Source organism: Paenibacillus sp. FSL W7-1287 (assembly GCF_038004245.1).
Taxonomy (GTDB): Bacteria; Bacillota; Bacilli; order Paenibacillales; family Paenibacillaceae; genus Pristimantibacillus; species Pristimantibacillus camelliae.
Map to the genome: position 1 here is coordinate 1,313,100 of NZ_JBBORD010000001.1, position 14,106 is coordinate 1,327,205.

13 protein-coding genes and 1 tRNA gene are annotated in these 14,106 nt (G+C 41.7%); 9 read left to right on the plus strand and 5 right to left on the minus strand.

All coding sequences use genetic code 11. The features are described from left to right. Positions 1-10: 10 nt before the first annotated feature. The 6 genes from NSQ99_RS05960 to NSQ99_RS05985 all read left to right on the plus strand — a co-directional run bounded on the left by NSQ99_RS05960 (position 11) and on the right by NSQ99_RS05985 (position 6,802). Complete coding sequence (locus tag NSQ99_RS05960; RefSeq protein WP_251667853.1) at positions 11-757, plus strand: ABC transporter permease; 747 nt, start codon at positions 11-13, stop codon at positions 755-757. A 330-nt stretch (positions 758-1,087) separates the two neighbouring features. Next, positions 1,088-2,698 carry a Na/Pi cotransporter family protein gene (locus NSQ99_RS05965; protein WP_251667854.1) on the plus strand — a complete coding sequence of 537 codons (1,611 nt, stop codon included), beginning with the start codon at positions 1,088-1,090 and terminating at the stop codon, positions 2,696-2,698. A gap of 309 nt (positions 2,699-3,007) precedes the next feature. Continuing rightward, positions 3,008-3,619, plus strand: a complete 612-nt coding sequence (locus NSQ99_RS05970; RefSeq protein ID WP_251667856.1) for a hypothetical protein — start codon at positions 3,008-3,010, stop codon at positions 3,617-3,619. Between the two features lie 230 nt (positions 3,620-3,849). Further along, positions 3,850-4,101: a hypothetical protein gene (locus NSQ99_RS05975; RefSeq protein WP_251667858.1), complete on the plus strand. Its 252-nt coding sequence runs from the start codon at positions 3,850-3,852 to the stop codon at positions 4,099-4,101. Positions 4,102-4,103: 2 nt separating this feature from the next. Next, positions 4,104-4,997 carry a hypothetical protein gene (locus tag NSQ99_RS05980; protein ID WP_340835743.1) on the plus strand — a complete coding sequence of 298 codons (894 nt, stop codon included), beginning with the start codon at positions 4,104-4,106 and terminating at the stop codon, positions 4,995-4,997. 8 nt (positions 4,998-5,005) lie between these two features. After that, the gene (locus NSQ99_RS05985; RefSeq protein WP_340835744.1) at positions 5,006-6,802 is read left to right on the plus strand and encodes a hypothetical protein; all 1,797 of its coding nucleotides are present in this window, start codon (positions 5,006-5,008) and stop codon (positions 6,800-6,802) included. A gap of 177 nt (positions 6,803-6,979) precedes the next feature. On the opposite strand, the gene NSQ99_RS05990 is transcribed toward NSQ99_RS05985, so the two are convergent. Further along, entirely contained in the window at positions 6,980-7,717 is a 738-nt protein-coding gene (locus NSQ99_RS05990; protein WP_251667870.1) for an HAD family hydrolase, read from the minus strand. 138 nt (positions 7,718-7,855) lie between these two features. On the opposite strand from NSQ99_RS05990, the gene NSQ99_RS05995 reads away from it, so the two are divergent. From NSQ99_RS05995 to NSQ99_RS06005, 3 genes are all read left to right on the plus strand, one after another. After that, positions 7,856-8,563, plus strand: a complete 708-nt coding sequence (locus NSQ99_RS05995; RefSeq protein WP_251667872.1) for a DNA alkylation repair protein — start codon at positions 7,856-7,858, stop codon at positions 8,561-8,563. Between the two features lie 99 nt (positions 8,564-8,662). Beyond that, positions 8,663-9,091 (plus strand): VOC family protein, encoded by a 429-nt coding sequence (locus tag NSQ99_RS06000; protein ID WP_251668052.1) that lies wholly within the window; start codon positions 8,663-8,665, stop codon positions 9,089-9,091. Positions 9,092-9,222: 131 nt separating this feature from the next. Continuing rightward, positions 9,223-9,296: transfer RNA gene (locus tag NSQ99_RS06005), tRNA-Ala, on the plus strand. Positions 9,297-9,315: 19 nt separating this feature from the next. On the opposite strand, the gene NSQ99_RS06010 is transcribed toward NSQ99_RS06005, so the two are convergent. The 4 genes from NSQ99_RS06010 to NSQ99_RS06025 form a co-directional block, all read right to left on the minus strand. Continuing rightward, positions 9,316-10,440 carry a Ger(x)C family spore germination protein gene (locus NSQ99_RS06010; RefSeq protein ID WP_340835746.1) on the minus strand — a complete coding sequence of 375 codons (1,125 nt, stop codon included), beginning with the start codon at positions 10,438-10,440 and terminating at the stop codon, positions 9,316-9,318. Continuing rightward, entirely contained in the window at positions 10,437-11,537 is a 1,101-nt protein-coding gene (locus NSQ99_RS06015) for a GerAB/ArcD/ProY family transporter (protein WP_251667876.1), read from the minus strand. Before NSQ99_RS06015 ends, NSQ99_RS06010 begins: the two co-directional genes overlap by 4 nt. Positions 11,538-11,550: 13 nt before the next feature. After that, entirely contained in the window at positions 11,551-12,972 is a 1,422-nt protein-coding gene (locus NSQ99_RS06020) for a spore germination protein (RefSeq protein ID WP_251667878.1), read from the minus strand. Between the two features lie 204 nt (positions 12,973-13,176). Further along, positions 13,177-14,103, minus strand: coding sequence for a hypothetical protein (locus NSQ99_RS06025; RefSeq protein WP_251667880.1), 927 nt, complete (start codon positions 14,101-14,103; stop codon positions 13,177-13,179). Between the last annotated feature and the right edge of the window lie 3 nt (positions 14,104-14,106).

The following is a 14,106-nucleotide window of genomic DNA, read 5'->3' on the forward strand; positions in this document are numbered from 1 at the left end:
GGTGTTTACGGTGATCATTTCTATCTTTGCTAAGGAAGTACGTTTAATATTTAAAGATAAAAGCACTTATTTTTGGCTGTTCGCACTTCCGATATTATTTATCGTGATTTTTGCCGCAATCTTTAGTAATCTATCTGACAATCAAGGCGAAGCAATTGCACAGATTATACCCGGCTATACCGTAATGTTTGTCTTTTTCATTATGATCTCGATGGTGCAGTCCTTTTTACGAGACCGTGAGTCTGGTATGCTGGCAAGGCTGCGTTCAACCTTAATGCCTCCGTATCATTTCTTGCTCGGTATGTGGCTGCCACATGTGCTGGTGCTCATAATTCAGTCAACCGTTCTGTTAGGCTTCGGGTATTTGGTATACGGCTTGCAGCTCGGGAATGTTCTAGCGGTTATTGCCCTTGTCTTAGCACTTGCGATTTGTGCGACGGGTCTTGGGCTGGCATTATCTATGATCGCTAGTAGCTTGAATGCTGCGATTGGTGTTGTACAGCTCATTGCGATGGGGGGCGCGATACTGGGCGGACTATGGTTCCCATTTGAGATGCTGCCAGATGCAGTGCAGGCCATTGGCCGTTTTACTCCACAGTATTGGGGACTACAAGGATTGCAGTCTGCGATGATAAATGGCTCTGGCTTGAATGTAGCTACGGTATGGCAAGCGGTGTTTTTGCTGCTTGGTATTGGCGTAGTTGGGTTAGCAGGAGCAATCGCATTGTTTAAGCGTTATTCCTCGAAGGGATTATAGAAGAAATAGGTCTTTATCGAGTTAGGCTACTATGAACAGCCGGCAGACATATTCTGCCGGCTGTTCTGCATGCTGAGAAGATAAGATATTGAGGTCTAAGCAAGAATACTGAACGTCATAATAAGACAACCTATTAATTGTTAAGGAAAAGAAAGTAAGCGATGTGTTTCATAGGGTTCTCGATCTGTTATATCCAGTGAAATGAATGAATTATGTACTAATTTAAAAAATTTGTCGCACTATAGCGTAAAAGTGAATTTAACTTCCTCGATAAATATGCTAAATTATTAAGGATGTGTAAATACAAAAAAATCGAGGAGGATTTATATATTGGACTGGCAGGATTTGTTGTTCAAATTTGTAGGGGGTCTCGGGATATTTCTGTTCGGTATTAAGTACATGTCGGACGGGCTTCAAAAATCAGCCGGTGACAAAATGCGAGGTATACTTGAAAAGTATACGTCCAACCCAATTCTAGGTGTTCTTGTCGGTATAGCCGTTACTGTGTTGATCCAATCATCAACAGGTACGACCGTTATGGCAATTGGACTTGTTAATGCGGGTCTTATGACATTAAGACAAGCAATCGGAGTTGTCATGGGTGCTAATATAGGGACAACGATGACTGCATTTATTGTCGGGATCAAAATTGAAAATTATGCGCTCCCTATTATCGCAGTAGGTGCATTTTTCTTGTTTTTCATTAACAAAAAACGTTTCCAGTATATTGGGCAAATTATATTTGGATTTGGTACGTTGTTTCTAGGACTTGGCACGATGAGTGGTGGATTGAAGCCACTTCGTGAGCTGCAGGCTTTTACTGATTTTATGGTGGAACTATCCCATATGCCGGTTCTTGGACTAGTTGTAGGTACTGTTTTTACGATGATCGTACAGAGCTCAAGCGCAACGATTGGTATTTTGCAGACGATTGCGGACGAAGGTATGGTTAGCTTAAGAGGTGCCCTGCCAATTCTATTCGGAGATAACATTGGAACGACGATTACTGCTGTATTAGCATCTATCGGGGCATCGGTAGCTGCAAAACGAACAGCGCTTGTCCACGTTATATTTAATGTTGTTGGTGCAACTATATTTACGATTCTTCTAAACCCAGTACATAGCCTTGTACTATGGCTTGGAGAAGGTGTGAATATCCGGATGCAGATTGCATATGCTCATGGATTGTTCAATACAGTGAATACACTTATCTTCCTGCCGCTTATTCCGGTATTAGCATGGATTGTAACGAAAGCGATACGAGGCAAGTCGGACGAGCTTGAATTTAAAGCCATTTATCTTGATGATCGCCTTCTTGCGACACCGGCAATGGCACTTGGCCAAGCACAGCATGAAATTATACGGATGGGTCAATATGCTCAGCAGGCTCTTCAGGATGCAACAGGATTCTTCTTTAACAAGGATACCAAATCCGCAGAGAAGGCACTTCAGAAGGAAGATCTGGTCAATGAATTAAATCGCAAAATTACCGATTATATTATGAAAATCCATCAAAAAGGATTATCACCAGGCGAGTCTGAAAGTGCTACAGGATGGTTTCAAACGATTAGTGATCTTGAACGAATCGGCGACCATGCTGAGAATATTGTTGAATTAGCAGAGTTCAGATTGACGAATAAGCTTGAGCTGTCCGCAGATGCGGAAGGCGAGCTTAGAACTATGATGGAGGTTGCAGACGAAGCAGTAACAAAAGCTCTGATTGCACTTGAACATCATGATACAGCGGTTGCAGAGGAAGTGCTGAGTTTGGAATCTAAGCTGGATGATTTAGAGGCAGAGTACCGTAAAAATCACATTTATCGCTTGAACCAGAACTTATGCTCAGGCGGTACAGGAACGATTTATCTCGACCTGTTAACTAATTTAGAACGAATCGGTGACCATAGTAAAAATATTGCTCAGTTTGTATTGTCTAAATAGACGTATTGGAGAAGCTGTTGCAGCAGAATGGCGATCTAAGATCAAGCTATGCTGCTACAGCTTCTTACTTTATATGCAAATATATAGAGCTAGTTACAAGCCGAAGGGATGCATCCTTTCGGCTTTTTTCTATCGCTGTGTTGAGCATGAGCTTAGCGTACTGTCTATTTTAATAGCTTAATTTCTTAAGTAAGATCATTAGTTTATTTACATAAAAGTGCAAGCGTATCATGTATAATGAGGTGACCGTTTTCTTAGGTCTCTGAACAGCATGACGTGACGAATCAATCCTTTACTTATGGGGTGAGCATGATGGGCAAACGAAGCACGAAGAAGAAGTGGCTGTGGCTAGTCATTGTGTTAATATTGCTCGTAGCGTTCGCTAGCATCCTTACTTACAAGTCGCTAGAGAAAGAGCACGATATGCTGCCACCTGAACGAGTTGCTCTGCTGCGCTTAGAATATCCTGCCTACAATTCATTTCCAGAGCTAGTAGAAGTGATGCCAAGCAGCTTTCTTGAGCTTGCCCAGGAAGCAGAATCCATCGTTATTGTGAAGGTCATCAAGCAGCTGCCGCAGTATGAGATCAATCTTATTTCTCATCGGCCGAGCTTTGTCCAATATGAAGTGGCGGTTGAGAAGGTCATCAGTGGCAAGCCAACAGAGGATATTATTCATCTATCACATAATGCGATGTTTATTGGATTTGAGCCTGAGCTGAAAAACGGGATGAGGTTCATACTAGCGACAGGAGCAGGTAAAGACGCTCACGAGGGTAAATATTACTTCTCGCGCTACGGTACGTATTATATTGTCGATGACTACTATGTGCTCTCAACGGTAGATGATGAATATGCGGAAGTTATGAACGGTAAGACGTTACGCTCTCTTATTAAGGAAATACATAAGGTAAGAAAATAATCGACATAGCAGCACAACGATGAAGAAGCTATGGCCGCAGGCTGGTGATCCAAGGATCAAGCTTGCTGCTATTGCTTCTTTCTTTATATTAAATTGCAGTGAAAGCACATAGTTTTTTACAGTTCTGACATCGTTTTAGATGTGAAATATCGCAGCTGTCTATTATACTTTAAAGTATAATAGCAAACTTATAGAAATCTCTACTATACCTAAAGGAGTGTGATGCGAACGTGTATATCTTTATAGCGATACTCGCCATCATCGTCATTGCTATGATTGTACTCATAAGTAAGAAAAGGGTGAAAAAGGTGACTGCCAGCTACAGGGAGGCTAATGGTCGCACATTTAAGATAAAAGGCGACGAGGATACCTTTATTATTAGCAAAAACAAGCAATACGACTTTTTAGTAAAGCAGGGTCGGATTGTAGCGAGTCGAGATCGCAGCAGATCAAGGAAATTTGTTTATTACGAAGGAGAATAAGCATGGGATTTTTTGATAAATTTATGGGACGAACTAGGAATGAATCCTTGATCTCTGAGCTTGAGGATTTACGTGAAAGCTATAACGAAGAGGTAGCCGAGCTTGTACAGCTAATTAATCGGCTGTACGAGGAGTATAACCTGCGCATAGAAGAGGTCAATGATCTGCGGATGAACTCATGGCAGGCTCAAATTGAGCCGATGCAACTCTTTTTGAGCAGCTTCGGCAATGTAAAATCCTCAGGCGAGTATGCCGAGGAAGAAATGAAGCTAATGATGAAACGGCCAAAGTCAGAGTTTGAGCAGCTGGATCAATATATCGTTGATAAGGATTTTAGTGATAAAGGGATGTTCCTCGAATCTCTTGTGAAAACACCATTTTACGTTGCATGGCGCAATAAAAAAGCTAATGATAAGCTTGAACTCGAAATTCCGAAAATACAGCTACAGTTCGAGGAGCTTCTACATCGGCTGCGTATGAAGAAGGAAGTAACGGAGCTTGAGCTGGAGCTGTGCAGCCTGTACATGGATACGGTACGGTTTATTTTAACGTTTATTCGTGAACGAATTATACCAGAGCTGACGTTAATTATAGCCTTCTTTGAAGCAGAGTCATTAAAGCATATGGTCATTGCTGGTCAAGCGCTTGGCGAGGTGCAGTATGACTATGATATACAGCTGCTTCAGGATACGATGTACCAAAAGCATTATCAGTTTGTGCGAAATGCCTTCTTCTTCTACGTCATTTCCTGCAAATTTTACAATACGCCAGTACTGACACGACTATTAGAGCATACCAGTGATGAAGAGGATCTTCAGGAGCTAGAGGATTACCAAACGCTGCTAGAGGAACAATCGAAGCAGCTGGAGCAGCATATGCTGCTAAAATCAAGCTAAGGAGAAAGATGATGAGCCAATTGAGTGTAACCGAACTGATTGAACGAAGAGATCAGTATGTGAAGGATTACGAGCATACCGTGATGACTGCTGTAAAGCAGATCAATATGAAGCATCATGCCATATTGAACCAGAGCTTAGGAATCCGGCTTGGTGAATCGATCGCCAAGGATCTATCAGGTGAAATTGTAAGGCATTATTTTGATACAAGTGATTATTATATAACAGCTGATCAGATGTACCACCGCATTAAGCACTTTACCTATGAGCAGGATCATGATGTGCTAAAGGATAGTCACGTTAAGGAGCTATACAACATTAATGATTCAGAGCTGCACAGTGCGACTCAGCAGGAGCTTAAGCGACTCAATGATAAGTCACAGCGGAAGCTCTTTACACAGGATCGTGAAAAGGACCAGCTGGATAAGCGCGGTAAGCAGCAATACCGTGACAGCAAGCAAGCTGCTGAAGGCAAGCTCGTTGATGAGTTAACGGGCTATGAAGGCTCACACACGACCGTCGTACGTAACGGCAAGGAAATACTAGTTAGTGACCTGCATGCAGATCATATCCAGTCTCGTGAGGCTGCTACATATAACGCACGTTATTTGTCAGATCCAGGTGCTGAAAGCATGCGTCAATTCTATAACTCAAGCGATAACTTCCAGATGCTACATGCTTCAGCGAATACATCAAAGGGAGATGTACGTGTATACGACAAACGCGGACAAGATATTACGCATCGCGCAACACCGGAGCAGCTATCCGATGCGATCATCTCACAGTGGGAGAAGGAAACAGCTTCCGGTGATAAGCAGCAAACGCTAAAAGATAAAGGCTATCTGGATGAGTCAGGGAAAGTGAAGGACAGTGTTCGTAAGGAGCTGGAGCATAATATACGACACTCCCAGAATACAGAAAGCGTGACAATGCTGAAGCATACGCAATATGGTAATGTAGCGAAGGATGCGCTATCAACGACAGCGCGCTCCATTCCTAAAATGCTTGCCGGTCAGCTGCTATACTATGCGGTACCACCGATTACCTATGAGGTAAAGCAGCTTGCCCAGAAAAAGCAGATGACGCTGGATCGATTTTTATCTAAGCTGAAGGCAGCTGCAGGAAGAGTTACCGCCTATGTAATGAAAAATATGCGCTCGATTTTCCAGCATATACGTAGCAGTATGATTGGGAAAATTCTAAAGTCGTTCTTCGATATCCTTATTGGACTTGTAAAGGCGACGGTGAAGCGACTGCTGAAGCTTGTAAAAAGCCTTGTTATGTCACTTGTCTCCTGTGTTAAAGTACTCGGCGATAAGCACGCTACAGCTGCACAGAAGGCTGACTCTATCGTGAAAATACTAGGCGCAACGATTACGACAATTGTCATTGAGCTGCTTATGGAATACGCAGAGAAGCAATTTGGCCTGCCGAACTGGTTAATGGAGCCGTTGCAAATTATATTGACGATCATTGCTGCGAATGTGGTGATGCTAGTATTGGAGAAGGCGGATCTATTTAACGTGAAGCATGGCTTACTCGTTGCCAATATACGTCGTATGTTTGAGGAAGAGCGTGAAAAGCTGCAAGCAGCAACCCAGCAGCTTAACCAGCAGTTTCGTGCTGATACACAGCAGCTGCTGCAAGTGCTGCGTGCAGATATCGATGGAATTAAGGATCGCATGAATGCTATGGATCTCTATACGGAGGATGCACTGCCTGAGCTTGAACGGTTGAACCATATATACAAGCTCGATATCGATTTTCATCAAGAATGGCGAAACTACGTTATCCGTTCCGTGTAGCACCAATAATAAGAGGAAAAGCTAAGACTGTATGAAGCGCCTCTCACATAAGGTTACATGTATTATTGTAACCTTATGTGAGAACAGCTCAGTGACGGTCATAGCTTTTTTTTAATAGAGTGTGGCGGCCACCACACTCCGATCAAGTTTATAACTTATATATGAAATGTACTTACGCTAACCATTATGCGTCGTTTGCAGTGGCTTAGTCATTAAGTCTTGGAAGTCCAGCTCGGCCAAGCTATTTACTCGTTGATGCGGAATATCGAATATTAGCGTTTTAGTAATTGGATTTGGCACAACGATGCAGTGAATGCCTGCAGCTACAGCTGCCCGCGCACCATTAGGTGAATCTTCGATCGCTACAGCCTCTTCTGGACGAACGCCCAGCTTCTGTAACGCAAGCTCATATAGCTCAGGATCAGGCTTCACTTGTTTTACTTCACTGGCTGTGCAGATCACATCAAAATAATGAAGCAATCCAAGCTGATTGAGATAACGCTCTACCCATTCTCTAGGCGAGCTGGACGCAACAGCGAGCTTTAAGCCTGCTGCCTTGGCTTGCTCGAGATATTCAGGAACGCCAGGGCGAACCTGCTCCTTAAGCATATGCTCATCATAGCGCTGCTTAACCTTGTCTTTGACGATATCAAGCGTGACATCCAGCTCTCCTTGCTTAATGAGATGCTCATAAGGATCGAAAGCATCTAGGCTAGTACCGATACAGGTGGAATATTGCTCAAGCGTTAACGTAGCTCCGTACTCACCGTAAATATCGACCAATGCTGTATACCAAGACGATTCGGTATCTATAATCGTGCCATCCAAATCAAAAACAATCGCTTTTATCATCTCTCTCTCCTCCATATCCTTCAGTAATATCGTTCCTTTCATCATATATTTAAACGGTAACATAGCTTGATGACTCCGGCAACTGCTGTGACAAGTATTGCCTTTTTATAACTGCAGTGAGATTGTCGATGCTTGGCTGCAAGATGGTATAATGATCATGCTGCATCGATAAAAGAGAAATCTATATAAGGTGGGTTATATATGAATTTACAAGAGGTTATGCAGGAGCTTGAAGCACTTGGCAAGGAGCGTACCAAGAAAATTTATGTATCTAATGGAGCGCAGGAGCCTCTTTTTGGAGTCGCGACGGGTGCAATGAAGCCTATGTCGAGAATAATAAAAAAAGACCAGGAATTAGCCGAGCAGCTCTATGCTACAGGAAACTATGACGCGATGTATTTTGCAGGTGTTATTGCTGATCCTAAAGCAATGACAGCAGCAGACTTCGAGCGCTGGATCGATAGAGCTTATTTCTACATGTTATCTGATTACGTCGTTGCAGTTACTCTTTCAGAGACAGACATTGCGCAGGACGTTGCAGATGAGTGGATTGCAAGTGGAGAAGAGCTCAAAATGTCTGCAGGCTGGAGCTGTTACTGCTGGCTGTTAGGCAATCGTCCAGACCATGAATTTTCTGAACAAAAGCTTGCGAGCATGCTAGAGGCAGTAGAAGCTACGATTCATAGCTCACCTGAACGTGCCAAATATGCGATGAATCAATTTATTTATACTGTAGGTATATCCTTCTCTCAGCTCCACGAACTGGCTGTGGAGACAGCAAAAAGAGTAGGGCCGGTAGAAGTGAAGCGTGATAAGAAAAAAACGAGTGTCCTTCAAGCTTCGGAAACGATAAAAAAAGCTGTTGAAAAGGGGCAGATAGGCTTCAAACGCAAATATGTAAGATGCTAGAAAAAAACAGATCATTTGTTCGTAAAAATGCTTTACATTGGACGTTATTGGTATATAATGGATAAAGCAAGACCAATCCTTCGAAAGAGGTGTTCAATGATGACGATTCGATTAAACCCGTATTTTGTTTTTGAAGGCAAGTCAAGAGAAGCTATTTATTTTTATGAGAAGGTACTCGTTGGGCGTATTGAAAGCCTAATGACATTCGGTGAGCTTCCACCAGACCCGAATCATCCATTAACGGATGACGTGAAGGAGCTTGTTATGCATGCTCACTTAAAGGTTGGAGATGTTGATCTTATGTTCTCTGATACTTTCCCTGGCATGCCTCATCAACAAGGCGATAATGTTCAGATCTCGATCCAAAGTCCGGATGAAGAGAAAACGAAGGAAATCTTTGCAGCTTTAGAAGACGGCGGAGATGTTGTCATGCCTCTACAGGCGACCGAGTGGAGTCCATTGTACGGGATTGTAAGGGACAAGTTCGGTGTTACCTTCCAATTGAATGTCTCTGCAGAACAGTCATAATAACGCAGTTATCTCATCATTGCTAACATAAATAATTAATGAAAGAGAGGATCGCCATGAATGGGCATCCTCTCTAGTTTTTGCTTTAACAACATGATATAGTTTTGGTATAATAATGAAATAGTAAGTGTGGGGTCATAGTTTAGGGGGAAAACAGATCGCTGGCAGCGATCAGTCCGCGGTTCGATTCCGCGTGGCTCCACCAAACCCCATTGTAGCAGGCATTACTGCTCAATATTAACGAATTTACCGAAGTCCTTTATTCGAACATTAACGTTGCATGTTACTTCGATATTGGGGTAAATCCTTCTCCAATCCAGATTCTTCCACTCTTCATAGCTAAGCTTATTCCTTACATATTTCCCTAATCCGATGCTATCCACATTGTTTTTTTGCATCATAGCAACCATTTCCTCAGTCTTTAGCTTTATATATTCAGCAATAAGCTTCTCGATTTGTTTTTGGTGCTCGACATTATCAAGACTAAGCTTCCCTGTATACTCCAACACGGAACCTCTAACATTTATGCTAATATCCGCATGATAATGTTGACCTTCAGAGGTCGTTTTAATCTTGATCTTTCGTTTACTGATCATAGAGCTGAACATAATATGCTCATTAATTCTACCGACTTCAGACATGTCTACGCTCATCTCACCATTTTTAAATCTCCCTCGTAGGAAGGCGAAAATTAACGTATCATCAGGCTCTACTTTTGTAACATAGCGATCACCCTGAAACAAGGCAATCCCATCTATTGAAACATGTTCGTCAAGCTGCTTAATAATTGGTGCTACAGCATCAATCCCATCATCCAGAAAGTCTCTAGTAAATCGATAAAGAGTAATTTCTGGAACCGTCTGTGAGATTGCTTCCTTTTCTAGCATACGATCAAGGTACTTTCCTGTTCGATTATGCTGTGAATAATCTTTAGATAGTAACTCATGTGCGCTGCCGTTGACGATCGTAACTTTAACCCGCGGGGAGATCGAAGAATCTCTAACTAACGTATCAATATGCTCCCATATGCCTTGTTTAGCTAAGCTAAGCCCGAAAAGCGTATTACGCAGCTGACCGCTTACTATTGTAAGCTCGGTTTGACTTGAAAGTTTTATCTTTGCTTCCTTGCTAGTATAAGCTGTAGCAGTAATCAATTCTCTGCTATTCTCAGTTCTAGTTCTCGGTATCGTTACGCTTATTAATAATTTTTGTTGCCCTTGTTTCTCGTCATCTGAAGATTCCTCCGTATTAGGATCAAGATCATAGCTGGTTGTTTGTGTAAACCCCAGCTTCTCCAGTACTCGCTGGTCCCCGCATCCTATTAGCAGAAGCATGACAAGCAGCATCATGATGGCTCGTTGTAATCGATATATGGCTCATCCCTCCTCTTTTGGAGTAGCAGAAATAAGAGCAACATCAATGGTAGTCCGAAGGCTACTCCGATCTCGATCTGCCCAAGATATTGAAGCCAAGCATCAACTTCAACCAGTACAGTTGGTACCCAGGAGACCACGTATGCTACGGCCATAATAATAGCTGCTAGCCACTTTACGTTAGCTTTCGGAAGTATTCGTTGCGCCGCTTCGAGGGCAGACCAGCAATACATGACAATTCCGATTAAGGAGGTAAACAAATAAAGGCTGAAAATCAAATTCTCTATACGTTCGACAAAGGGAAACTCGATATAAGCTAACAGATCGAGCATCGGAAATTTCATTCGTTTTAGCTGATCGAAGCTGTAGAAACCATAACATACGAGACATACCAATATGTAGGTTAGAAAAGTGAGCAGGTTACCGATATGTACTGCCTTCATAACTCCTTTTCTCTTTTCAGCGTAAGGAAAGAGCAACAGTATTAGCTCATATCCCAAAAAGGCTGTAAATATTCTAAAGCTGCCTGTTACGATATCAGACGATTCATGGAAATAAAATGATGTTAAATTGATCCATTGAAAATCATGAAGAAAGAAAAGCAGCAGCAATATGGTCCAAATGACAAGCCAGAAAAACACCGTTGCAGCTTTAGATATATTGTAGATTCCCTTTATTATTAGGAGAAAAGCAAGCGTATCTACCAATATTTTAATAAGCATCGGATGAGTGGTTGGAAAGACGAAAATCTGATAAATGATAATATATCTTTTGGCAGATATACAACCAATCATCATCCATAGCGTAAGTAAAAAAATATAAAGGGGAATCACCGCTATTTTTGGAAAGAAATGTTCGATAATTTGAAAGATCGATTTACCATCAGCAAGACGATAAGCAAGTGAGATTAACGATATATTTAACGCCACAATGACATAGAAGACAGTTAAAGCAATCCACCCGTTATATCCCATATGCTGTGCAAGCACACGCGGCAATGAGAAAATAACGACCCCAGATTGTGTCATATAAATGAGTATTGCAATATGGAATGGATGCAATTTTTCCCTCATGTTGATCCTCCAATTATTTCTTCTGCTTCATTTTTACTTTGTTTGGTGTATTGGATTGCGATGGTCGATCACGCATTGCCCATAAGGGTGCTCTAATAAATACGTCACGCCAATCGTTGAAGTACGAGGGAGCGACGGGAGTGATATAAGATGTATTTAAACTCGTTAGTCCACATAGATGGATAACGATATAAGCAATTCCCATTGCAATACCAAGATCTCCTAGTGTGCCAGCTAATATGATTAAGCCAAAACGAACTAGTCGAATGGAGGCACTCATCACGTAGCTAGGGATAACAAAGGATGCAATTGCTGAAGATGCAACTGCAATGATAAGCACGTTACTCGTTAGGCCTGCTTGGACTGCAGCTTGACCGATGACGATACCTCCGACAATCCCGATCGTTTGTCCGATTTTAGTAGGGAGCCTTGCTCCAGCTTCTCTCAGTAATTCAATCGTTAGCTCCATTAACAGCGCCTCGTAAATCGGGGGGAATGGTACTCTGCTTCGAGATTCCGTTAACGTTAGTAGCAATGCTTCAGGAATCATCTCATAATGAAAGGTTGTAACTGAAACGTATAAGGCTGTAAATGTCAGCGTAATAACTAATGCTGCAAACCGCAGTAAACGTGTTGCAGTACCTAGAATCCATCGTTGGTAGTAGTCGTCGGGTGATGCAAAAAATTCAAAGAAAGAGGAAGGTGCTGTAAATACAGAAGGACTGCCATCTAGGATACCAATGATTTTTCCAGCAACGAGCTTGGATATTGCGGTATCTGGTCGCTCTGACGTTGAGAACAAAGGGAAAATGGAGTTAGGAAAATCATCGATGTATTGGATGAGCATATTTCCATCGTGAACCGCATCCACTTCAATCAACTCAATACGTTCAACCAGTTCTTTAACATAGTCCATGTTAGCTAATCCATCGATATACAGTATATATAGATCCGTTTTGGAAATCTCACCTACCTCTAGCTTTATAACCTTCAAATGTGAGCTTTTTATTTTACTTCTAATGAGTGACAAATTTGATAAAGCAGGCTCAGTAAAGGAATCGTGTGGACCTGTAATAACGGTTTCTGTTTGAGATGCATCAATCGAACGTGCTTCTGGTTTATAGGCATCGACTAAATAAGTATCGTCCTTATGAAAAATAGCTATCTTTCCATATAATATCCCTTTAATTACCGTATCAGAATCCAAAGCGAGTTGATATTGGCTTCTTATAAGCAGGTTCTGAATTTCATATTCTCTAGCTTCGGTCAGTGGGGTAATATATCGATATAATTCATCACTATTAATTAAATGATCAAAGTACACTAGATGCACATTGATCTCTGGAAATGTACGATGAGTAAGATCGATGCAATCTTTAAAATTGTCGAGCGTGTGCTGAAGACTAGGAGCAATTATGTGATTAGAATCTGTCATTTGCAAGTTCCGCCTTATCCAATCTGTTCTAGTTATGTTTTACCACTGTTTAGAAAGTTATACTTAAACAGGAAGCTGAAAGTAATCGAGAGAAAGTGGATAGGAATGAAAAGGTGGGCATCGACTAACGCAATTAAGCGTAATCGATGCCCACCTTTTTGGGATATCAGGAAAAACAAATATGTCCAAGCAGCAGGCATGATATCATGCTTGCTGTTTTATATAAGCTACAGATTCTTTTGGAGCATTGTGTGCGGGAGTAGGTATGCAGGAGTTTTGCAATAGCTCGACCTTTTCTCTTTCACGCAAATCGTTTGTTCGAATGTATTCGGCTGCAGTCATATATTTGCTCCACTGCAGCATTTCACCTGCTTCATGCCACACCGTTAAGTATTCGTTTTCCACTAAGGTGTACAATCTGCTCTTTTTTATTAGATCATAGGTAAAGAAATCATTTGCTGTTATACGTTGATGCTCCTCGTCTTGATTATGCATATAAGGCCCGGTGATGAGATTCATATCGACTTTATACGTATCATTGAACAGTGGCTTATGTGTAAAGCGAACCTCGCATATTTTATCTACATCGGTACCCATCTCAGCACATGCCTTTGCAATCGCACTGAACACCTTGCAGTAATTATCAATAACACGATCGTTATCCCCATATACGAGCTTGAAGCTGTCATTCCAAGGTGGTGACACAAGAATTTTAACGACTGCACCTTGTTTAATAGCCTGTGCGATGCTTGTTGTAATTTTACTAGTTAGGATTAACCGGTAGCCTGAGATCCACACTTCCTTATCTGACGATTGCAGTAGGTTTTCGAGCAGCAGCTTTTTATTAAAATGCAAATTACTTATACCAAATTCGTGAATCCCCTCAAGCAGCTGATCGTTTTCAAACGTTTTATACTTTACATAAACATCAGATACTAGTCCAAAGATCGTCGCTAATAAGGAGGTAGCGATGGCAAGCGTAAGCTCAGGTACAAACCTTACTTCCTGCAGCGGCGATATATATACGATAATTGCGGCGAATATGCTGCCAAGCAGCATAACAATAACATAAATATTATTTTGCAGCTTATAGGCCTTTAGCTTTTGCCATAGAGAAAATTTACGATGCATTCA